General features: G+C 33.1%; 17 protein-coding genes and 1 tRNA gene. 14 read left to right on the forward strand and 4 right to left on the reverse strand.

Going from position 1 to position 22,969, the window contains the following annotated elements; genetic code table 11:
* The first annotated feature begins 4 nt into the window (after positions 1–4).
* From BM239_RS03395 to dusB, 3 genes are all read left to right on the forward strand, one after another.
* Positions 5–1,228 carry a M28 family peptidase gene (locus BM239_RS03395; protein ID WP_092206773.1) on the forward strand — a complete coding sequence of 408 codons (1,224 nt, stop codon included), beginning with the start codon at positions 5–7 and terminating at the stop codon, positions 1,226–1,228.
* 8 nt (positions 1,229–1,236) lie between these two features.
* On the forward strand, positions 1,237–1,620 hold the full coding sequence (locus BM239_RS03400; RefSeq protein ID WP_092206221.1) for a DUF4345 domain-containing protein: 384 nt from the start codon (positions 1,237–1,239) through the stop codon (positions 1,618–1,620).
* Positions 1,621–2,031: 411 nt separating this feature from the next.
* A complete protein-coding gene (dusB, locus tag BM239_RS03405; RefSeq protein ID WP_092206222.1) occupies positions 2,032–3,027 on the forward strand; it encodes a tRNA dihydrouridine synthase DusB in 996 nt (331 codons plus the stop codon).
* A 141-nt stretch (positions 3,028–3,168) separates the two neighbouring features.
* Here dusB and BM239_RS03410 read toward each other — a convergent pair whose 3' ends face one another.
* Complete coding sequence (locus tag BM239_RS03410) at positions 3,169–4,374, reverse strand: ABC transporter permease (RefSeq protein ID WP_092206223.1); 1,206 nt, start codon at positions 4,372–4,374, stop codon at positions 3,169–3,171.
* A gap of 68 nt (positions 4,375–4,442) precedes the next feature.
* Complete coding sequence (gene rbfA, locus BM239_RS03415; RefSeq protein ID WP_092206224.1) at positions 4,443–4,838, reverse strand: 30S ribosome-binding factor RbfA; 396 nt, start codon at positions 4,836–4,838, stop codon at positions 4,443–4,445.
* 95 nt (positions 4,839–4,933) lie between these two features.
* Between rbfA and mce the strand changes: the two genes are divergently transcribed.
* From mce to BM239_RS03470, 11 genes are all read left to right on the forward strand, one after another.
* Complete coding sequence (gene mce / locus BM239_RS03420; protein WP_092206225.1) at positions 4,934–5,338, forward strand: methylmalonyl-CoA epimerase; 405 nt, start codon at positions 4,934–4,936, stop codon at positions 5,336–5,338.
* Between the two features lie 84 nt (positions 5,339–5,422).
* A tRNA-Ile gene (locus tag BM239_RS03425) sits at positions 5,423–5,496 on the forward strand.
* Positions 5,497–5,731: 235 nt separating this feature from the next.
* Positions 5,732–7,789, forward strand: a complete 2,058-nt coding sequence (locus BM239_RS03430) for a DUF3857 domain-containing transglutaminase family protein (protein ID WP_092206226.1) — start codon at positions 5,732–5,734, stop codon at positions 7,787–7,789.
* Between the two features lie 106 nt (positions 7,790–7,895).
* Positions 7,896–8,300 (forward strand): hypothetical protein, encoded by a 405-nt coding sequence (locus tag BM239_RS03435; RefSeq protein ID WP_092206227.1) that lies wholly within the window; start codon positions 7,896–7,898, stop codon positions 8,298–8,300.
* Between the two features lie 286 nt (positions 8,301–8,586).
* Positions 8,587–12,549, forward strand: coding sequence for a hybrid sensor histidine kinase/response regulator transcription factor (locus tag BM239_RS03440; protein WP_092206228.1), 3,963 nt, complete (start codon positions 8,587–8,589; stop codon positions 12,547–12,549).
* A 91-nt stretch (positions 12,550–12,640) separates the two neighbouring features.
* Positions 12,641–12,895: a hypothetical protein gene (locus tag BM239_RS03445; protein WP_092206229.1), complete on the forward strand. Its 255-nt coding sequence runs from the start codon at positions 12,641–12,643 to the stop codon at positions 12,893–12,895.
* Between the two features lie 14 nt (positions 12,896–12,909).
* Complete coding sequence (locus tag BM239_RS03450; RefSeq protein WP_218151649.1) at positions 12,910–14,244, forward strand: amidohydrolase; 1,335 nt, start codon at positions 12,910–12,912, stop codon at positions 14,242–14,244.
* 44 nt (positions 14,245–14,288) lie between these two features.
* Positions 14,289–15,638 (forward strand): metal-dependent hydrolase family protein, encoded by a 1,350-nt coding sequence (locus BM239_RS03455; RefSeq protein WP_092206231.1) that lies wholly within the window; start codon positions 14,289–14,291, stop codon positions 15,636–15,638.
* Between the two features lie 29 nt (positions 15,639–15,667).
* Positions 15,668–17,017, forward strand: coding sequence for a metal-dependent hydrolase family protein (locus BM239_RS03460; RefSeq protein WP_092206232.1), 1,350 nt, complete (start codon positions 15,668–15,670; stop codon positions 17,015–17,017).
* An 80-nt stretch (positions 17,018–17,097) separates the two neighbouring features.
* A complete protein-coding gene (locus BM239_RS03465) occupies positions 17,098–18,411 on the forward strand; it encodes a carbohydrate porin (protein WP_177208972.1) in 1,314 nt (437 codons plus the stop codon).
* Between the two features lie 77 nt (positions 18,412–18,488).
* The gene (locus BM239_RS03470; RefSeq protein ID WP_092206234.1) at positions 18,489–19,514 is read left to right on the forward strand and encodes an HAD family hydrolase; all 1,026 of its coding nucleotides are present in this window, start codon (positions 18,489–18,491) and stop codon (positions 19,512–19,514) included.
* A gap of 160 nt (positions 19,515–19,674) precedes the next feature.
* Here BM239_RS03470 and BM239_RS03475 read toward each other — a convergent pair whose 3' ends face one another.
* Both BM239_RS03475 and BM239_RS03480 read right to left on the reverse strand, forming a co-directional pair.
* Positions 19,675–20,280: a hypothetical protein gene (locus tag BM239_RS03475; RefSeq protein WP_092206235.1), complete on the reverse strand. Its 606-nt coding sequence runs from the start codon at positions 20,278–20,280 to the stop codon at positions 19,675–19,677.
* 1 nt (position 20,281) lies between these two features.
* Positions 20,282–22,963 carry a DEAD/DEAH box helicase gene (locus tag BM239_RS03480; protein ID WP_092206236.1) on the reverse strand — a complete coding sequence of 894 codons (2,682 nt, stop codon included), beginning with the start codon at positions 22,961–22,963 and terminating at the stop codon, positions 20,282–20,284.
* Between the last annotated feature and the right edge of the window lie 6 nt (positions 22,964–22,969).

Consider the following 22,969-nt stretch of genomic DNA (forward strand, 5'->3'; position numbering starts at 1 on the left):
TAATATGAAGAAAATAGCGTTACTCGTTCTTTTTATATCGCTACTAGGTTGTAAAAAGGACTATACTCCTGAAAATAAAATTAAAGAAGATGTCACTTTTTTAGCGGATGACAAACTAGAAGGCCGTGAAACGGGAACCAAAGGTGAGCAAGAAGCTGCTGCGTATATTGTGAAGCGTTTTGAAGAAATGGGTATTCCTGGAAAAGGAACCAATAATTATTATCAGACCTTTACCTTCAAGCCAAAGAATGATCCACACGGTGAAGTTGCTTACACAGAAAACAGCCAAGACAGTACGATTACTGGAACAAATGTTTTAGGCTATATTGATAATCAAGCCGAAAACACCATCATTATTGGTGCACATTATGATCATTTAGGTTATGGAGGCGAAGGATCGCTTTACAAAGGCGAAAAAGCCATCCATAATGGCGCAGATGATAATGCCAGTGGTGTGGCTGTTATGTTGGATTTAGCAGGAAAACTAAAAGGTGTTAATACGGCAAATAACTATTTGTTTATGGCGTTTTCAGGTGAAGAAATGGGCTTATTAGGTTCTAATTATTTCGCCAAAAACCCGACAATAGATAGTAAAGCGGTGAGCTATATGATTAATATGGATATGGTTGGTCGTTTAAAGCCGGATAGCACATTAGCGGTTTATGGGACAGGAACGTCACCTATTTTTAAGCAAGTTTTAAGCTCACACAATGAGAAGTTTAAATTAATTGAAAACGAATCTGGAGTCGGCCCAAGTGATCATACCTCGTTTTATTTAATTGATATTCCCGTTTTACACTTTTTCACAGGTCAGCATGAAGATTATCACAAACCTGGCGATGATTCTGAAAAGTTGAATTATGAAGGTATGGAAACCATTTCCAACTATATTTTTGATGTAATTACCGATTTAAACGACAACGGCAAATTAGCATTTCGCAAAACCAAAAATGAAAGTGAAGAAACACCACGATTTAAAGTCGGTTTAGGTGTTGTTCCAGATTATTTATATGATGGTGAAGGCATGCGTATTGATGGTGTAAGCGAAGATAAACCAGCGCATAAAGCCGGTTTACAAAAAGGGGATGTGGTCATTAAATTAGGCGATAGTACCGTAACAAACATGATGAGTTATATGCGTGCTTTATCAGTTTTTGATTCTGGCGATAGCACAAAAGTAACCGTAAAAAGAGATGGAAAACCATTAGAAGTGAATTTAAACTTTTAAGTTACTAGATGCAATTCAACAAACAGGAATTTATAGCAAAAATACACCTACTTATATCCGTGTCTATTGTTGTTCCTGTTTCTATTTTTTATGGTTTTCAGCCCGAATCACAGTTTGATATTCATTTAAATACGGTTGACGAGCATAATTTTTTTAAAGCCATTATGGGACTCTATTTAGGGTTTTCGGCCTTGTGGATTTTAGGCGTTTTTAAATCGGAGTATTTAAAAATAGCACTTGTTTCCAATTGTATTTTTATGTTGGGTTTAGGCTTTGGTCGTGTAATCAGTTATTTTTTAGATGGAATACCAACATTTGGCTATCAATTTGGAACCATTGCTGAACTGTTTCTTGGGTGTTATGGCTTATGGGTTTTGAGAAATTATAATTAATTGCAGTTAATTATGATTTTTTATTGTGTACCAAAATCTATTTTTTTATTTATGTTTGAATCTTTTTAAATTTTCTTGGATTCATTTAAAACTTCCTAAATTGGCCTATCGAAGATTTATCGTAAAATTTGAAAAATGAAGAAGCTGTAAAATTTTAGGCTGTTTGAGCGCGAAAAATTTTTAAAGTAAGCTAGATCTGTGATGCGAGTTCCTAAAATTTAGGCATCGAATGAAAAATTTAGATATAGGTTCGTAAGCCTAGACTTTTTTGTTTCTTTTTTGGGCAATGCAAAAAAGAAAGGATAAATAATTTTAAAATATTAGTTGCATTCCAGATGGAATTGATTCGTAATTATAAAAAGGTTAACAATAACTAGAAAAAAACGTAATTTTGCCTAAAATAACAAACACTTGGTAAAAATAGGTAACATAGAACTTCCCGACTTCCCACTGCTTTTAGCACCCATGGAAGACGTCAGCGATCCACCATTTCGCGCCTTATGCAAAGAGCAAGGTGCTGATGTGGTGTATACGGAATTTATTTCTAGTGAAGGTTTAATTCGTGATGCTGCAAAAAGTGTCATGAAATTAGATATTTATGAAAAGGAACGTCCTGTTGGTATTCAAATATTTGGAGCCAATTTGGAAAGTATGTTACAAACCATTGATATTGTTGAAAAATCCAATCCCGACATCATTGATATTAATTTTGGATGTCCCGTAAAAAAAGTGGTGAGTAAAGGTGCAGGCGCTGGTATTTTAAAAGATGTTTGCCTCATGGAACAACTCACTGCCGAAATGGTGAAACGCACCAATTTACCAGTAACGGTAAAAACCCGTTTAGGCTGGGATCATGATTCCATTCGTATTTTAGAAGTGGCCGAACGCTTGCAGGATGTGGGTTGTGCTGCTATATCTATTCACGGCCGAACGCGTGCCCAAATGTATAAAGGCCAGGCGGATTGGAAACCCATTGCTGCCGTAAAAAACAATCCACGCATGCATATTCCTGTTTTTGGTAATGGTGATGTAGATACACCAGAACGTGCCATGGAAATGCGTGATGAGTATGGTTTAGATGGCTGTATGATAGGTCGTGCTACCATTGGAAACCCTTGGTTTTTTAAACAAGTGAAGCACTTTTTTAATACAGGCGAACATTTAGAACCAATTTCATTGGAAGAACGTGTGGATGCTGCCCGACGCCATTTACAAATGGCCATTGACTGGAAAGGCGAAAAATTAGGCGTTTTTGAAACCAGACGTCACTATACCAACTATTTTAAAGGGATTCCAAATTTTAAAGAATACCGTATGAAAATGGTAACTAGTGATGATGCTGTGGATGTTTTCGCTGCTTTTGATGCCGTTTTAGATACGTTTTCAGGCTACGAATTCGCTCAATAACATAGTATTCTAAAGGTTCGTAAGCCTAGATTTTTTTGGTTCGTTTTTTCATCAATGGAAAAAATGAATATGTTAATTATTTAGTCCAGGATTGATTTGTAAAAACTATGCGAATCATGCCTTAATTCTTTTTTAATAAAATCAATAACTAATCAAATTTTTAGTAATCCGAACCGAAGCGACTTTAGAAGCCAGAATACCCAAAACCGAAATAGTAATAAAAACAATCAGAAAATTCTCCCATTTCAATCCCATAGGATAGGGTAGTGATGGTGTAATTTTAACCAAACCAAAACTGATTTGTGCTTGAACAATTAAATAGCCAACCAACAAACCAATTAAACCGCCTAAAACCGTCATTAAGGAACCTTGTAAAAAGAAAATTCGACGAATATCCTTTACGGTTGCTCCCATATGATAGAGTGTGTGTAGCGTTTTCTTTTTGTCTAGAATCATCATGATAATGGTTCCAACTACATTAAATAAAGCAATAATTAGTATGAGGGTAAAGATGAGGTAAACCGCCAAATATTCTGTGTTTAGCATCTTATAAAGTGCATCATTTAACTGTTCGCTATTCTTTAAAATTACTTTATCGCCTAAAATGGATGATATAGCTTCGCGAGCATCGGTTTCGCTGACACCTTCACGTATTTTGAATTCTAAAGCAGTAACTTGATTATCGTCAAAATTCAATAAATAACGTGCCATATCTATAGGCGCATAAATGTATTTATCATTGGTTGTTTCGTTAATATCAAAAATACCAACATTAATGGCTTTTACGGATGTGAAAGCTTGTTTGACATCGGTTACTTGGCCTTTACCTGGTTTTGGAATGTATAATTCAACCGATTTTCCGTAATCCATAACACCAATATTAAGTCTATTGGCAATTCCCCAACCGGTTACTATTTGGTTTGATTTTTCAGAAAACCAACTCCCAAGTGGTACCACAGAATCGATTGCATTAACCGATTCAAAATGTTCATCAACACCTTTTATGTAAGCGTTTGGGTAATTCCGTTCTTCAAATGTGATAAAAACACGTTCTTCAACAATTTGAGAAAAGGAAACAATATCCGGATGGTTTTGAAGTGAACTTAATTCTTCCGAAGAAATTTTAAACGATTTTCCAACAGCCGCTTCTGCTTTTAAATCGGGATCTATTAAGGAGGTAAATTGGAGTGTAAAATCTTTAAGTCCGGCAAAGCCAGAAAGGACAATAAATAAAGATAAAGCACCTAAAATAACACTAACAGCGGCAATTCCTGTAATAAAATTAATAGCATTATTACTGCTTTTAGAAAGCAAATACCGTTTCGCTATGTAGAGTGAAAAATTCATATATTACAGGATCTACAGGCGTTTTTCAATATAAGCTGGCCGTTTTTTTAAAGCTGATTTAAAACTGATTATGATTTTTTACGATTATCTAAAAGATTGGGATCTTTAATAGGATTTTCCGTTCTTTTTAATGATTTTTCAATCCCATCAATATACTCCAATGAATCGTCTACAAAAAATTCCAATTGTGGCATACGTCGTAATTGATGTCTAGTTCGTTGAGCTAATTCATGTTTAATAAGTGGCGCGTTAGAACGGATACCAACTAATAATTCTTTAGCTTTAGCATTCGGGAAAATACTTAGATAAACTTTAGCAACAGATAAATCAACGGTTACTTTAACCTTTGAAACGGATATTAAAACGCCTTGCATACCACCGTCGCTAGCAGCTTTTTGAAGGATTTCAACCAGATCACGTTGTAAAACCGATCCTATTTTTTTTTGTCTTTGACTTTCTTCCATGATGCAAAAATACGCATATTTAAAGATTATTGTATTTTTGAAGATACTAAATTAGTTTTAATTAAAAGAGATTTCCGCTTTCAGGGAGAATTAATATGAATAAAATAGAACATATAGGAATTGCCGTTAAAAGTTTAGAGGCCTCGAATGATTTATTTGCCAAACTTTTTAATACACCACATTACAAAATAGAAGAAGTGGCTAGCGAAGGTGTCAACACCTCATTTTTTCAAGTAGGAGTTAATAAAATTGAACTTTTGGAAGCTACAAATCCAGAAAGTCCAATAGCTAAATTTATTGAAAAACGCGGCGAAGGCATTCACCATATTGCATTTGATGTGGATGATATTCAAGCTGAAATTAAGCGACTGGAAGCAGAAGGCTTTACGGTATTAAACAGAACACCAAAAAAAGGAGCCGATAATAAATGGGTTGCTTTTTTACATCCAAAATCCACTAATGGCGTATTGATTGAGTTGTGCCAAGATATAAAGGAATAAAAATACTTTGAGAGTATTAAAATATGTAGTAATATTGCACTCTCTTTGAAAAAAGAGAAACCAGAAGTTAGCCTTGCGCTAATGGGTCCTATAACTCAGCTGGTTAGAGTATCTGACTCATAATCAGAAAGTCCCTGGTTCGAGCCCAGGTGGGACCACAGAAAAACCTTGTAAATTTTATATTTATGAGGTTTTTTATTTTGATGCTTTTCGTTACCAACTTAAGCATTTTTTATACACTATTCTTATTTATATAATCTTCAATAAAACTAAATAGAAAAATATAATTGCCAGTTTTTTCTAAATAAATAAGGCAAGATTAGAACATCAAATAAAACACCATGGATTATTCAATTAAAATGATATTTTTACAATCCTCTAAAAACTTAAATTTTGCAAAAACTCATTAGTCATTTAATAGCCGTTTTTTTTGTTTGTTGTGCCTATAGCCAAAACACTGTAACTGTTTCTCAACGACCTGTTTGGGTTGATTTTCAAGAATATAATGAATATCCAAAAGTAGACTTAACCGAAATAACACAAGGTACGTTAACGCTTTTGGCTGATTATCAAACCCATGTACCAAAACAGGAAGTTTATTTCAGATTGGTTACTAAAATTACTGATAATGTAGGAATTCAATCAGCATCAAATATTAATGCGGTTTATGATCCGTTATATCAAAAATTAGATTTTCATGCCATCACCATAATTAGAGATGGCAAAGTAATTGATAAATTAGTTCCTAATCATTTTCAGGTTATTAGGCGAGAATTAAATGCTGAAAACTATTTATACGATGGTACTTTATCTGCTATGCTCAATATGGCAGATGTACGCTCAGGAGACATTATTGATTTTAGCTATACTATCAAAGGTTTTAATCCAATTCATGATGGTAAATACTCTAATAGCTTTATTCTAAACGACTACGTACCAATTGGAAAAATTAATGTATCAATTGCAACTAAAAACAGACTGAACTACAAATTATATAACACAAGTATTCAGCCAATATTAAGTAACAGTAATGGTTACAATAAATACAATTGGACTGTCGAAACACCTGATCATTTTCAATATGAAGATAATATTCCGTCTTGGAAAATAGCCTTGCCTACAGTTGTCGTTAGTGATTATAATTCTTGGGAAGAAGTTGTACAATGGGCCACGAGTATTTACGCCAATAATGAACCAGTGAGTGATTTCGTTAAAATGAAAGTAAACGAAATTAATACAAGCTATGAAACGCAAGGCGAAAAAATAAAAGCTATTCTAAACTTTGTTCAGAATGATATTAGATATTTAGGTTTAGAGTATGGTATAGGAAGTTACAAACCCAATTCGCCTAATAAAGTTTTTGAACAACGATATGGCGACTGTAAGGATAAAAGTGTTCTTATGGTGCAAATGCTTAAAGAATTAAATGTAGAGGCATATCCAATGCTAGTCAATACTACAATGAAAAGCACAATTACAAAATTACCACCATCACCTGCATTCTTTGATCATTGCGTAGTTAAGGTAATTGATGAACATGAAAACGAATTATATTATGACCCAACCATCTATAATCAAGGTGGCTCATATAGAAAAACACACTTTCCTAATTACGAATATGGATTAGTTATCAAAAATAATAATACGGCCTTTGATACCATTATGTCCAATTCAGATAATAAAATAAAAACTTTAGAAGAATTTGTTATCAAAAAAATTAATGCTGGAGCTGCTTTAAATGTTACAACAACCTATACAGATGTTGAAGCAGATAGAATGCGTAATTATTTTAAGAATAACAGTAAAAGTAATATCATTAAAGAATATGAAAATTATTATTCTAATTACTATTCTAAAATTAAAATTGTTGACAACCCAACATTTAAAGATAATATATTAAAAAATGAATTTGTAGTTACCGAATCTTACCAAATTGATAGTATTTGGCAACCTATGCCATTAAAACCAGGTTTTATAGCCATTGAGTTTATACCAGCCAGTTTAACGGATGTGCTGTATATACCGAATATGGAAAACAGAAAAAATGATATGGCTCTACCATATCCTGTTTCTAGGGAGCATAAAACCAATATTGTTTTACCAAACGCCTGGAAAATAGAAACAAATAATGATCAGGTTAGTAATGATATATTTTACTACGATTTTAGTGTGAATTACGATAATAAGAAAAATGAAGTACAATTAGAAAGTTATCTCAAAATTCAAAAGGCGTCAGTGTTACCAGAAGAATTTAAAACTTATACTCAAGATTTGAACACCATAGACAAATCATTTGGATACACTATTTTAATTCCTGAAGATGCATCCAAAATTCAAACAGAAACTATTTTTTCTGTGATAGGAAAATTGGTTTTTTATATTTTTCTGATTGGGGTATTTACCATTTTACTGGTTTGGTTTATACTAAAGAAAAAAAATTCTAGTAGCTAAAGAAATACCAGAAACAACCATTAATATGAGGCTAATTATAATAGATATGTATAATTAGGTTTGTGATATATGTTTGATAAATACTCCTAAATTTCAGATTTATTTTATGATTTTAAAATTCTACAAATACCTGTTTTTTAGAATATACAGATGGTTTTTACTTTCCAATAAAGAAGAAAATTCTGCTTTAAGGAAAACTATTATGGCTTTGGTTTTTACTGAAGTTGCCAGTATAAATCTCTTTTTTGAATTAATAAATAGATATACTACAATAGAAATTACATCTCCATTCAGCACGATACCCATGGCATTATTTTCAGTCGGAATCTTGTATTTTTTTAATTATTATTTGTTTGAAAAAGATGAAAAATTTCAAGAAATTAATAATACTTTTTTGAAGAAAAAGGAAACCGATAAACTGTGGTTCATAAAAGGAGTTTTAGTTGTTTTACTGATAGCTGGAATTTTATTGTTTTATATGATATATCCTTATAAGTTAGTATTATTCTAACTAGTGCTTTCAAAAACTTATAAAGTTTATTTTATCTTTTAGTCTGAAGCACGATATGATGCGTAAAATTATTAATAGCATAAATACATGCACAATAAAACGCAATTTCTTGTGTATGTATCAAACGGCATACACAATAATTTTAAAAATTCGTAATTGAAAACTATAATTTAAAAATCTATTTAATTAAAGGACATGTTTCCATCTAAATTTTATGTTATAATTTAGCATATCATTAAGCTATTTTGCTTCATGACTGTTTTCAATAAAAGAATTACTTCTTATAATGCGTAGTCATTTCAAAATATTCCTTTGGCTTGTTTTTTTTAGTGTTCTAACAAGTCATGCTCAAAAAAATATTTTTGAAATTCAATCTATTAATGTAAAAGATGGCTTACCTAACAGCAATACCCACGATATTCTTCAAGACCAAAACAATTTTATTTGGATAAGTACTTTAGGTGGTTTAACCCGTTACGATGGTTATGCTTTTAAATTTTATGATGCTTCTTTTTTTAATATTAATGAAAATGCATCGTTAGTATTAGCTTTAGATGAACAAAACAGAATTTGGTTTTGTGAGGATTTAGCATATGCTCCCAAGCTTACAAGTGGAGTTTTTAATACTGAAACGGGTTCGATAATTCCTTTTGAAATAATTTCAAAAGGGCTTTTTACATCAGAAGATGTTTTTTCTCTTAACGCTTCAAATTATCGAAAAAACACCATTTTCATTACCACCAAACAAGGTGTTGTATATAAGTATGATGGCCAATTTAAGATGATTTTTACTATTCCGAATTTTAGATTCCGTCGTGTTGTAGCCGAAAGTGATTTGGATGGGAATTATTGGATTACATATGATAATACGGTTATTTCAAAAATTGATGGCGCTGGAAAAATTCTTAAAAGATTCAATTTAGATAAGGACGATTTTACCTTAAATAAAATACTGATAACAACACCTAATATAATTCTTGAAGGTTATAACTCTAAAGTTGAAAAAGAATATTGGCAAATAAAGGATACGATACTTCAGGAGTTTAAATTATCAATTGAACATCCTATTCAGGTTTTAAAAATTAAAGATTCTCAAATTTATTTCTTTCAAAATGATACCGTTTTTAAAAAACCTATAAATCCATTAAAAGAAAAGAATAATCAAGTAATTCTTGGAAATATTTCAAATCTTAAATACAATTCTTGTTATGTTGATAAACAGGGTGTAATGTGGGTTTCGTCAGATAACGGATTATACAAAATAGTGTCTAAAAAAAATCCATTTACCATCTTTGAATCGGAGAACAGTATTCGTGGTATTTATAGGGACTCCAATAGTAATTTATGGATTGGTGGCTATAAAAAGTCGGTAGTTTATAATTTAAATTCCAAAGCAAAACAAGATATAGAAGTACCTAATGTTACATTTACAGGTTTTACAAAAGACAAAAATGGGACGCTTTGGATTGGTACCACCAACAATAGTCTTTATACCTATCATTCTTCTGATAGTATTTTTAAGGAGCATAAGAAAAAGCAGTTTGATGCTTTACAGTTGCCGTATTTAAATCCAGTAACACATAAAGTTTGGCTAGGTACTGGCAGAGGGTTAGCGTATATAGATGATGCCAACACAATTCAAGACTATACCGTGAATAAGTCTATAATTGGCTCACAAATTCGTCAATTTTTTCAAACCAAAGAAGGTATTTGGATGGTTACCAATAAAGGTCTTTTTTTAATGGATGCGACATCTGAAATTATAACCAATCATTATTCAAAGGCAAATGGATTTCCAACAGACAATATTAACCATATGCATAAAGATGCAGATGGCATTTTTTGGTTAGCAACAAAAACGGATGGTTTAATACGCTGGAATTTTTTAGAAAATACATTTAGAATTTTTTCAACGCAAGATGGACTTTCAAACAATACCATTTATGCGGTATATGAAGATGATTTTAAAAACTTATGGTTACCCAGTAATTATGGACTTATGCGTTTTGATAAAATAAGTTACGATTCGCAAGTTTTTACAGATAAAGACGGAATAGCAGATAATGAGTTCAATACTTTTGCCCACTTTAAAGATGCTAAGGGTACCTTTTACTTTGGTGGTATTAATGGTGTAACAGCTTTTCATCCGAAGGATTTTATTGCGGAAACCAAAACAGAATTTCCCATTTACATATCAGATTTACGCATTCTTAAAAAAAATGCTGAAGAATTTGAAAATTTACCAGTGTCTAGAATTTCAAATAACCCCATTCCGTTAAATTACGATGATCAAATTTTACAATTTGAGTGCAGTTTATTGGACTTTAAATATATGGCAAATCATCAGTACGCCTACAAAATTGATGATTATCATAACCAATGGATTTATACAAGAGATAACAAAATTTCTATTTTTAACTTCCCATATGGCCATCATACTATTCGTGTAAAAGCAAAAGGTGATTCTGATCTTTGGTCAGCCAATGAGTTGCAAATTCCCATTTTTGTAAACAAACCATTTTATCTTAAATGGCAATTTTTGTTGCTGTCTTTTTTAATCTTTTCTCTAATTGTTTATCTGTATTTAAAATGGCGTATTCAGAGTCTAGAAAAGGCAAAATTAAAACTGGAAACGGAAGTAAAAATAAGAACTCAACAAATTGAAAAAGATAAGCAAACCATTGAAATACAAGCTGAAGAGCTCAAAGCTTTGGATGTGGCCAAAAGCAATTTTTTTGCCAATCTTACCCATGAGTTGCGCACACCGTTAACCTTAATCATTGGTCCTTTAGAGCAAGTTATAAATAATCCACCACCAACGGCTATTTTAAAAAGGCGTGCTACAGGTATTTTAAATAACGCTAAACATATTTTAGGACTTATTAATCAGCTATTGGATCTGGCAAAATTAGAGAGCAAACAAATGCCAATTGAATTAACTCATGCTAACATTATAACGTATACGGAGGAGTTAGTTCAGCGTTTTCAACCATTAGCAACGCAAAATAATCAGTATTTAAAATTCCAAACAAACGAAACGGATTGGTTTATCAACTTCGATTGTGATAAATGGGACAAAATTGTTTACAATTTAATTTCCAACGCCTTAAAATTTACACCTAAACATGGCGAAATTACGGTTCAATTAAACCAAAGTGTTTTACATGGCAAAACAGCTATTGCATTAATAGTTACCGATTCTGGTATTGGTATAAAAGAAGAAAACAAAGACGCTATTTTTAATAGGTTTTACCAAACCGATTTGTCATCCACCCGTGCTAATGATGGCACTGGTGTTGGTCTAGCATTGGTAAAAGAATTGGTGGATTTACAAAAAGGCGAAATCACGGTTTCTAGCCAGATTAATATAGGTTCTAGTTTTAAAATTGTGTTACCTATTCCAACAGGAGAAGCGGGAACATCCTACAAGTCTAATTATCAGAATCAGTTTTTAATTCCAGCCTTAAAAAGTACCACTAGCGTTCAACAAACAGAAGCCGAAAGTTTGGAAAAACTAGATATTTTAGTCGTCGAAGATAATGATGACATCCGTGATTATATCGTTCAATGCCTCGATTATAATCAATATACCATTTCAACTGCAAAAAATGGAAATGAAGGATTGGAAAAAGCACTATCTCTAATACCAGATTTAATTATTTCAGATGTTATGATGCCTCAAAAAGATGGATTTGAATTAGTTGAAGACATCCGGAACCAAATTAGCACGTCCCACATTCCTATTATTTTACTCTCTGCGAAAGCCAATATTGATAGTAGGTTACAAGGTTTAAAACGAGGAGCAGATGCATATTTAACAAAACCTTTTAACCCAAGAGAACTAGATGTGATGGTTGAAAACCTGATTGATATAAGACAGCGCCTTCAAAAAAGATACACAGATACAATCCTTACCGTAGATGACGATACCTTTGAAAAAGAAGATACATTTATTCTTCAGCTTAAAACATATATTCAAGAAAATTTAAGTGAAACCGATTTGAATGGTGACGTTATTGGTCTTCATTTTGGAATGAGCCGGATTCATCTTTATAGAAAACTTAAAGCACTTACCAATTTATCTATTTCCGAGTTTGTAAAAGATATCCGATTAGAAATAGGACGCAAATTATTAGCAGAAAACAAACTTAATATTTCTGAAATCTCTTACGAAATAGGCTTTACCTCTCCAAGTCACTTTTCCCGTTCCTTCAAGGAAAAATACGGGAAACCACCTTCCCAAATGTAACACCGTGTCATGTATTTGTAACAAGTGTGCAAATACTTTTAGGTATTTCACGACACCTTTGTGCCTAACAATGGTGTAACCTGTTTGTATCATGGTAAATGAAGATTTACAGAATTCGGTAAAACAATTATTCGTTGCCTATTTTAATATAAAAGAAGCACAATTTAATTGGCATGTACCGCTAGAGCAATTAGATGAGGATTTTAGAACCTTACGCTATTTGGTTTATTTGGAGCAGCTTATTAATACTGAATTCAACGCAAAAGTTCTCCTTATGGAGAAAATAAATGCCTCAATTCACACACCAACGGATATTATAAAGCTTGTAGAAACGGAACTGAATTAAAATAAATGATTACCATGAAAAACAATCTATTTTTTGCCTGCCTAATAGGTTTTCTTGTTACAAATGTGTTCGCTCAAGACGCTTTAGTAAGCACGATAGAAAATGCCGTAAATACGGACAATGACAAATTTGTGGCTATTTTTAAAGACATTCATAAAAACCCAGAGTTAGGTTTTATGGAAGTGAGAACATCTGGTATTGTAGCTCAAGAATTAAAATCTTATGGTTATAGTGTAACAGAAAAAATTGCAAAAACAGGTGTTGCAGGCGTACTTAAAAACGGATCTGGGCCAGTGGTTATGTATCGTGCAGATATGGATTGCAATTCAGTAAAAGAACTTACGGATCTTCCTTACAAAAGCACCAAAATTGTAAAATTAGAGAACGGAAGCGAAACACCTGTTGCCCATGCATGTGGCCATGACGCACACACTACATGGCTTTTAGCTACTGCAAAATTTTTCTCGGAACATAAAAATTTATGGAAAGGCACTGTTATATTTATCGCTCAACCAGCTGAAGAGCCTATTCTAGGAGCCGAAGCTATGGTTAAGGATGGTTTATACACCAAGCACAACATTCCAGAACCAGATTATTTATTCGGTATGCATAGTATGCCATTTTCGGTTGGTATGCTTGCAGCAGCATCGGGTGTAAGAATGGCGGGAACAGATCAATTAGATGTCACGTTTTATGGTGTTGGTGGTCATGGTTCAACACCTCATGTTACAAAAGATCCTATACTAATGGCAGCTTCAGCAATCATGCAATATCAGGCTATTGTAAGTAGAGCAATAGATCCTAAAAGTTCTGCCGTTGTTACTGTTGGTGCTGTTCAATCAGGAACAGATAATAATGTAATTCCAGAAACCGCTCTATTAAAAATTAATTTAAGATGGTTTACAGAACATGATAGGCAAGTTATGATTGAAGGTATTAAGCGTATTAATGAAGGTATCGCTTATGCTTATAATTTACCAAAAGACAAATATCCAACCATTACATTTAAAGGATGGTCTTACCCATTATCAAATATTGAAGAGCTAACAACTATAGTAAGGGAATCATTATATGCATTGGTAACTGATAAAAAGCTTGTTTTAGATGAAACCGTCGTGCCTTCAGTAATGGGTTCAGAAGACATGCACCATCTAGTGATTAATAATGCTAAAAAAGCCTATTGTTTTATAAATGTAGGTGTTGTAGAACCAAACCGATTTGAAGAAGCTGCAAAAAAAGGGCAATTAGCTTTTAGTAATCATAATGGAAATTTTGAAATTCATTTAAGTGCCATTCCCTATGGCTCTAAAGCAGCCATAACATCTATGCTGGCCATATTTAACCAATAAAGTAAATACAAGTAAACAAGAAAAACTAATTAGAAAAAAGCACAATGAAAAAAGTAATTACAAAAACACTTGTTGTATTAATTCTACTTACAATAAACTGGAGTATAAAAGCACAAGAGGCAGAAGATAAATCAGTCATTTTATTCACAAATGCTACTGTTTTTGATGGTGTGAATGAAAAACTAATGACCGATACTGATGTTCTAATAGAAGGAAACCTCATCAAGCAAATAGGAAAAAACCTAAAAGCTCCTAACAGCGCTAATGTGATTGATGTTACTGGAAAAACACTTATTCCAGGATTAACCGATGCGCATGCACACATGACAATAAATGATGATTTTGAATATCTCATTTACAGTTCACAGCCAGGTTACATGGGAGCTTTAGCTGCTAGAAATGCTAAAGAAATGCTATTTCGTGGTTTTACAACCATGCGTGATATGGGTGGACCTGTTTTAGGAGTAAAAAAAGCAATTGATGATGGTAAAATACCTGGTCCAAGAATCCTACCAAGTGGTGCCTTTATTTCACAAACTTCTGGTCATGGTGATTTTGATTCTCGTGAAACAAGATATTCTAGGAGCTTTACTGGACAAATGGACATGGCCTATTTACGTGGGTGGACAATTACAGCTGATGGTGTTGCCGAAGTACAAAAAGCAACAAGAGAAGTGTTGCGGTCAGGTGCTACACAAGTGAAAATTATGGGAAGTGGTAGTATTACTGGAGCACATGATCCACTTGATGTTACAGAATATACAGTAGAAGAACTTAAAGCCATCGTTAAAGAAGCCGAACATTGGGGAACATACGCAGCCATACATGCCTATACTGACGAATCTATTAGAAATGCGTTAGAGGCTGGTGTGAAAAGCATTGAACATGGCATTTTCGCTTCTAAAGAAACAATGCAACTTTTAAAAGACAAAGATGCATTCTTCTCTACACAATTTTTGGCATTCAATCAAACACCTGAAGAAGCAGGTATGAACGCAACTGCTACACCTAAATACCTACAAGTTAAAGATGGTGCAACCATGGGTTATGAACTTGCAAAAAAAATAGGCGTAAAAATGACATTTGGAACAGATCTTCTAGGCAATATTGCACTAGCGCCATTTCAATCGCAAGAATTTGTAGCGCGTTCTGAATACTTTTCTGGCTACGAAATTCTAAAACAAGCTACATCAAACAATGCGGAACTTTTTGAACGCAGTGGTAAACGTCACCCTTATCAAGAGGGAGCACTTGGTGTAATAAAAGAAGGTGCCTATGCAGATATTGTAGTTGTAGATGGTAATCCGCTTAAGGATATTAAATTATTAGGCAATCCTGCAAAAAACTTAAAAATCATCATGAAAGATGGTAAGATTTACAAAAACACGCTATAAAATTATTTAATAATTAAAAAAAACAAACAATGAAAAATCTATTTAAAGGGCTATTATTAGTAATACTTGTCACTATGAGTTTAAATAGCTTTGCGCAGGAAGAAGAAATGTCTTATGTCCTTATCACCAATGCAACCATTTTTGATGGTGTCAATGAAAAATTAATGTCAGATACGGATGTTTTAATTGAAAACAATCTAATTAAAGAAATAGGTAAAAATTTAAAAGCACCAAAAGGTGCTGAAATAATTGATGTTAGTGGAACAACTTTAATTCCAGGGTTTAGTGATGCCCATTCACATATTACTTTAAACGATGAATTAGAATATATTATTTACAGTTCTCAAGAAGGTTATATGGGCGCACTTGCAGCTAGAAATGCTGAAGAAATGTTACAACGTGGTTTTACTACCATTAGAGATACTGGAGGGCCAGCATTAGGAATAAAGAAAGCCATTGACGACGGTTTATTGCCTGGTCCACGTATTCTACCAAGCGGAGCCATGGTTACTCAAACCTCTGGCCATGGTGATTATGATTCACGTGAAACTCGTTATTCTTACCATTATACAGGGCAAATGGATATGGCCTATTTAAGAGGTTGGTCCATTACAGCAGATGGTGTTGCCGAAGTACAAAAAGCTACAAGAGAAGTGTTACGATCTGGTGCCACCCAAATTAAAATTATGGGAAGTGGGAGTGTTTTAGGTGCTCACGATCCTATAGATGTAACAGAATATACGCTAGATGAATTGAAAGCTATTGTTAAAGAAGCGGAACATTGGGGAACCTATACACTTATTCACGCCTATACAGATCAAGGTGTTAGAAATGCCCTTGAAGCAGGCGTGCAAAGTATTGAACATGGGCTATTTGTTACTGAAGAAACCATGCGAATGATTAAGGAAAAAGATGCATTTTTCTCCACACAGTTTTTAGCATTTACCTCAACACCAGAAGAAGCAGGGATTAAAAAAATGTACTATCCTAAATTCTTACAAGCTAATGCAGGTGCTAGAAACGGCTATGAATTAGCAAAAAAGGTAGGTGTTAAAATGCCGTTTGGTACAGATATGTTAGGCGGTTTAGAAACAGCTGCATACCAATCTCAAGAGTTTACCGCTCGAGCTGAATATTTTTCTGGATACGAAATCTTGGTACAAGCAACCTCATTGAATGCTGAACTTTTTGAACGTAGTGGAAAACGTCATCCATATCAAGAAGGCCCTCTTGGCGTTATTAAAGTAGGTGCCTATGCAGATGTTTTAGCTGTAGATGGTAACCCTTTAGAAGACATTTCACTGTTAGCCAATCCATCTAAAAATTTATTATTGATTATGAAAGATGGTAAAGTGTACAAGAATACTTTAAAGCAGTAGAAAATATAAATGTGTTAAACAGATTATAATGGTGATAACTTTTGTAGTCTGTTTCATACGCTTCCAAAAAAATGGATATCATGAAAATACCTGTATTATTTGCTTCTAAAATATTTCAGAAAACTAATCACTTATATTTAGGTCTTTTAGTCTTGATTTTTTTCTTCGGAAATTTCTCTGAAGTATTCAGTCAAGAACTAAATAATACAACGATTCAGGATTCAACAAAAACGACAAAAAAAGAATCTTTATTAGGACCTTCTGATGCTAATAACCAGTTGAAAGCAGATGCTAAAGAAAAAAATCCCACCATAAAAAAGGATTTTATCGATAAAGCTGTTGAGGCTAAAAACAATTTTTATACAAAAACAGGATTTAAAATTGGTTTCGATTATAGTTCCTTATACCTAGGAGCTACAGAAAGTTTAGGCGATAATCATACAGCAAGTGGCATTGCCAGACTTTATGGCCGTTGGGATTTAATAGGTCGTGGCACCAATGATACAGGTGGAATAGTTTATAAAATAGAACACAGACATGCGTACACAGATTTAGCACCCTCACAACTGGGTTTTGAAATTGGTTATGCAGGTTCGTTACATCCACTTTATAGTGACCAGGGTTTTAGAACTACAAATCTATATTGGAGACAATCGTTTTTAAATGGTAAAATTGTGGGTTATGCTGGATTTTTGGATTCATCCGATTGGACCGATGTTTATGCTTTGGCAAGCCCCTGGGAAAGCTTTAATAATTTAGCCTTTTCCGTCGGTTCGGCAACCATTGGTGGTTTACCAGATGGTACGCTTGGCGTCATGTTAAGTGCTTGGCTTACAGACAAGATGTATGCTATTGCCAGTATTACCGATGTTAATGCCAGACCAACAAACATTTTTAAAGGCTTTGACACCTTTTTCAGCGATTTCCAAACTTTTAAAACCTTTGAAATTGGTATCATAAAAAGTAAAGAAACAGCTTTTGTTAATAATTTCCATATCACCCTTTGGCAAATAGACGAAAGCGATTTTTACGGCTCACCAAACGGTTGGGGAATTGATTTTTCGGGCACACTCATGTTTGGCAAGTATGAGCCTTTTTTACGAGGTGGATGGGCCAAAGATGGTGGCAGTTTGTATGAAACATCCCTAACAGCAGGACTTGGTTATTATTTAGGAAGTCATGTTTTAGGCGTAGGATTAAATTGGGGACAACCCAATGAAACGACGTTTGCAACTGATTTAGATGACCAATTTACCTCCGAAATTTTCTTTAAATGGCAAGTCGCACACCAAGTTCAAATAACACCTAGCCTCCAATTAATAGCAAGTCCAGCCTTAAACCCAAATACAGATTTTACTGCTGTATTTGGTTTAAGGACTCGGATTTTTTTATAAGCGAAATGGATCGCTTTCAAACTAAAATTTTGATAATTGAAGTGCTTTAACAATATAAATAATCCAAAATTTAAAAGATGAAAAAACATAGCATTCTGTTTTTTTTATGCATTTTAACCCTTGTTGCAAGTTGTAAAAAAGAGCCTAGAGTAAAACAAATTAAGCCCGAAAACATAGGTGTTTTAGATCCGCTTCCGTCTTGGAATGATGGCAAAACTAAAAACGACATTATTGCGTTTGTTAAAAACGTAACAACAGAAGGCAACCCAGACTTTGTTCCCGTAGAAGACCGGATTGCTACTTTTGATAATGATGGAACACTCTGGTCCGAGCAACCTTTGTATGCACAATTGCGTTATGTTTTGGATGAAATTAAGGTATTAGCACCAGAGCATCCTGAATGGAAAACAACCGAACCTTTTAAGTCAGTTTTAGAGGGCAATGTGGAAGCCGTTTTTAAGTCTGGCAAAGAAGGTATTGTTAAAATGGGAATGGCAAGTAGCACTAATATAGAGTCTGGAGCGTTTAGGGAATCGGTAAAAAAATGGATGGTTAAAGCAAAACATCCACGTTTTAATAGACCTTATAATGAGGTTATATACCAACCTATGATTGAGTTATTAGCTTATTTAGAAACTAATGGCTTTACTAACTTTATTGTAACTGGTAGCGATATTGATTTTATGCGTGCTTGGGCAACAGAAACTTATGGTATTCCTTCACATCGTATAATAGGAAGTATGGTAGAAACGGAATATGATAATACAGATGGCAAAGCGTCTATTATTAGGTTAAAAGGTTCCGTATTAGCAGATAGATATAATGGGAAACCTATTGGTATTTATAGACATATTGGAAAAAAACCTATTTTTGCTGCTGGAAATTCGGATGGCGATTTAGAAATGTTACATTATACCGATACCAACAAATATCCAAGCATCAAGCTTTTTGTACATCATACAGATAGTGTTCGCGAATGGGCTTACGACCGTAACTCTCCAATTGGAGGGCTTAACGAAGGACTTGATGAAGCAATTGCTAAAAACTGGACTATTGCCGATATGAAAAACGATTGGAATACTATTTTTTCTTTTCAAAAATAAAACTAGCATTGGGTTTGTAACTTATTTTTTTAAATTTTAAAAGCCTTTCAAGACATTGAGGGGCTTTTTATTCTTATTAATTATTTGGAATCTTCTTGTAGCATCATGTTTTAAGGTGGTAATTTACATGAGCTCCTATCTTAAAAATTTTAGTACATTTTTATAAAGATTTTAAATCTTTAAAGTCGTCAAAAACTAGTTCTTTAATGTTTCTGTAATTTAGATTGTTTAATTTTAAGTTGTCATAATCAGAAACAAAAGGCAACTTTTTATTTATCATATCTTTTTTAATATCATAGTATGATACTCCTTCCCATACTTGGCACTCTAAATACTCAGCTAATTTATCACAACCATTATCAGCAAGATAAATAATTTCAGTGCCTCCAAAAATAGATATGATATCAAAAATGTTTTTTCTAAATTCATTAATGTAATCTGTCTTTTCATCTTCATATAAAAATCGATACTTATATATAGTTGTCAATTCAACACAGTTCTCATAAACCCTTATGTTAAACACAAAAGGACTGTTGAAACTTATTAATTCTTTAGCATCTATATCTGGTATAACCTTGTCTTGTTTTTCGCAATAAATTTCTGGTAATTCATATTCCCAATCTCCTGTTAGTTTGCCTGAACCAATAACAGTAATATGGTCTAGTTTTAGCGCCTTTAATTTAGCTAGAAACTCATCTTTATGTTCTTCAATGGTGTTTTGTGTAAAAGACCTACAGTTACTTATAATATGTAAATCAGTAGCCATTTTATAATCCCTTAATTACCTCAATTACACTTCTAGCTGTATAGGTGTTTTCTACTTGTTTAGACTCAAATACCATAAAGTATTTAAAGGTATCGCCTGCTTTTTCAGCCCAAGTTTTACCTAGAATATTTTTATTTCTGCTGTCATCATTGTCATACACATCGCCTTTGGTTTCTAATAAAATGATGTTTCCTTTTTTAGTGTACAAGATAAAGTCTGGATAATGGTTAGAACTAAACCCATTTAAAGCAAACCCTTTGCTTCTTTCAAGGTTTCTATGCCAAAAGACTATGTTTTCAAGCGAAGCTACTTCCATAATCATATTTTGCTCATAATTGTTCATGCTGGCTTCTCTATCATATAGAGATTTACCAATAGTGGTACTAGGGTTTAAAAAGGTTAGTGTTTCAGGGAATTCAAAATTCTCTTTTACAATAATCTGATTACTATCTATAAGAACTTTAAAACGCTCTTTAGCATAAGTATTGGTTAGTTCATTGATTTTATCTCTAATCTTTTTTACATAAATAAAATCATTATCGACTATATCTCTAATTTGCTCACTAGATAGATTATCAAAAACGCGACTCACATATTTTTGTAATTCTTGTTGCGAAATAGGTGTCATGTCTCCAAGTTTAGAAACGATGATGTTACTAATTTGATTAACTTGTGATGCTTTAGGTTTGGATAAAATAGTGTCAACTAGAATATCCTTTGCTCTTTTACTTACTTTTTGAGCAGTAGCAGTCTGTTTTTGCTCATTAAAATCTACTGCGTATATCTCTTTAGAAATATCATCAAAAGTTACTTGTGTGCTGTAATTAGATAGCTTGAAACCATCCAGTAAACTTACTTTATTTAGGTATTGGTCTTCTGAATTTAATTCTTCAAAAAGACTAACACCATTAAGCTCACCTTCTTCTACTTTTTTAAAGAATTGCGGTAATTTTATGGTAGCAGCTAGGTCTTTAAATTGAGTGTCTAGTTTATAAACTTTAGGTGCAGTTTTCATAATATCTGTAAAAATAGAAGTGGTATCATCAATCTCAATATCATTTACTTTCTGTTCAAAAGTGTGTCCTTCAACTTTTGCTTTTTCTGTAATATGAGATACTAAAGTATTTTGTTTACTAATAGTATCTAATGTAACTTCTTCCTCTGGATTAAACGCAACTGCTTCCACATCAAAATCTTCATCAGATTGTACATAGTCATCAGGTTTTGGTTCTTCTGCAAATAAATCTTGAGTTAATACTTCATTTGGCGTTAATGCTTCCTCTGGAGCTTCTTCAGCATAATAATCATCTTTACTAAAACCAGATTCTTGCAAACCTTTAACAATACTATCTAAGGTCTCATTAAACTTTGCTGAAGCTGTTAACACAAAAGACATGTTTAATAAGGCTTCTTTATGTTTAACTACATAAGGCTGTCTTAAAACGCGGCCTAAAATTTGTTCTACTTCCACAGGGGAAGACTTGTCTGCCAATGATGTTAATATGTATGCATTTGGGCAATCCCATCCTTCTTTTAAAGCATTTACAGTAATGATATATTTAACAGGACAGTCTTTAGCCATGAGGTCAACACCTTTTAGCTCATCCATGCCACTAGTTTTTATTTTTATTTGTTCCTCTGGAATCTTAATCTTTATTAACTGCTCTTTTATTTTCTGAAACGTAGTGTTGTTCTTTCCTTTAATGTTAGATTGAGCTTGGAATAACACAATAGGTCTAATGTATTTTCCTGTTAACTTTTCTTCTTCAATAGCTAGTAGTTCTAACTGTCTTTGTAAATGCAATGCACTAGTAATGACTTCTTCTTTTTTATGATGGTTATAAACTACAACAGGAAGCTTTACCATATTTTCCTTTTTAAGAGCCAAGGCATTTACAAAAGAAATAATGTTGCTATTTTCTTTAGGTGTAGCGGTTAAATCTAAAACTAAAGAAGGGTTTAAATTGTTCAGCATTTCAACACTTAAATCACTTTCAGCATTATGGCTTTCATCTACAATTACAATAGGGTTGAGGCTTCTAATAATATTAATTAAAGCTGTTTCATCTGTATCTGGTAACACAAGGTTTTTATCTACAATAGTGTTTCTAAAAGACTCTAAAGCACCATTTTCTTGGAACACTTTTCTATCATCTTTCTTTCTAGAGTTTATACGTAAACTGCTAAAATTGAAAACAAAAATATTGAGCTGTTCGGTTACAGAAGTAGGGTTGAAATTTGCACCTTGTAAGAGCTGGTCTTTTTCATACACTTCAACTCTGTTACCAAATAGACTATTTAACTTTTCTCTATAAGGGTGATTAGAGTCTGAAAGGTTTTTTACTGTTTGTTGTAATAAATTAGACCAAGGGACTAGCCAAACAACTGCTTTTGCATTACCTTGATAAAAATGCTTGTTTATAGTATGTATAGCATTACATGCAATAAATGTTTTACCACCAGCAGTAGGTACTTTTATGGCTATATGTAATGCATTTGGAATATTATCTTTATAAGGTTTCATGCCTGTAAAAGAACCATCTAGTTGTGGAGTATAGGGTATGCCTAATTTATCTTCCCAATATTGATTAAATGCTTTAGCAGGTGTAGCCTCTTTTTGTGTATAGGACAAAAAATGCTCTAAATCTTTTATAACTCTATGTTGGTATGGTTTTAATTCCATTAGTTA

This window comes from Algorimicrobium echini (assembly GCF_900115185.1).
GTDB lineage: Bacteria > Bacteroidota > Bacteroidia > Flavobacteriales > Flavobacteriaceae > Algorimicrobium > Algorimicrobium echini.

What these genes read in the sequence shown, in the direction of transcription:
- BM239_RS03395 (WP_092206773.1), top strand. Translation starts at nt 5, where the DNA reads ATGAAGAAAATAGCGTTACTCGTTCTTTTTATATCGCTACTAGGTTGT.
- BM239_RS03400 (WP_092206221.1), top strand. Translation starts at nt 1,237, where the DNA reads ATGCAATTCAACAAACAGGAATTTATAGCAAAAATACACCTACTTATA.
- BM239_RS03410 (WP_092206223.1), bottom strand. Translation starts at nt 4,374, where the DNA reads ATGAATTTTTCACTCTACATAGCGAAACGGTATTTGCTTTCTAAAAGC.
- rbfA (WP_092206224.1), bottom strand. Translation starts at nt 4,838, where the DNA reads ATGGAAGAAAGTCAAAGACAAAAAAAAATAGGATCGGTTTTACAACGT.
- mce (WP_092206225.1), top strand. Translation starts at nt 4,934, where the DNA reads ATGAATAAAATAGAACATATAGGAATTGCCGTTAAAAGTTTAGAGGCC.
- BM239_RS03435 (WP_092206227.1), top strand. Translation starts at nt 7,896, where the DNA reads ATGATTTTAAAATTCTACAAATACCTGTTTTTTAGAATATACAGATGG.
- BM239_RS03440 (WP_092206228.1), top strand. Translation starts at nt 8,587, where the DNA reads ATGCGTAGTCATTTCAAAATATTCCTTTGGCTTGTTTTTTTTAGTGTT.
- BM239_RS03445 (WP_092206229.1), top strand. Translation starts at nt 12,641, where the DNA reads ATGGTAAATGAAGATTTACAGAATTCGGTAAAACAATTATTCGTTGCC.
- BM239_RS03450 (WP_218151649.1), top strand. Translation starts at nt 12,910, where the DNA reads ATGAAAAACAATCTATTTTTTGCCTGCCTAATAGGTTTTCTTGTTACA.
- BM239_RS03455 (WP_092206231.1), top strand. Translation starts at nt 14,289, where the DNA reads ATGAAAAAAGTAATTACAAAAACACTTGTTGTATTAATTCTACTTACA.
- BM239_RS03460 (WP_092206232.1), top strand. Translation starts at nt 15,668, where the DNA reads ATGAAAAATCTATTTAAAGGGCTATTATTAGTAATACTTGTCACTATG.
- BM239_RS03465 (WP_177208972.1), top strand. Translation starts at nt 17,098, where the DNA reads ATGAAAATACCTGTATTATTTGCTTCTAAAATATTTCAGAAAACTAAT.
- BM239_RS03470 (WP_092206234.1), top strand. Translation starts at nt 18,489, where the DNA reads ATGAAAAAACATAGCATTCTGTTTTTTTTATGCATTTTAACCCTTGTT.
- BM239_RS03475 (WP_092206235.1), bottom strand. Translation starts at nt 20,280, where the DNA reads ATGGCTACTGATTTACATATTATAAGTAACTGTAGGTCTTTTACACAA.
- BM239_RS03480 (WP_092206236.1), bottom strand. Translation starts at nt 22,963, where the DNA reads ATGGAATTAAAACCATACCAACATAGAGTTATAAAAGATTTAGAGCAT.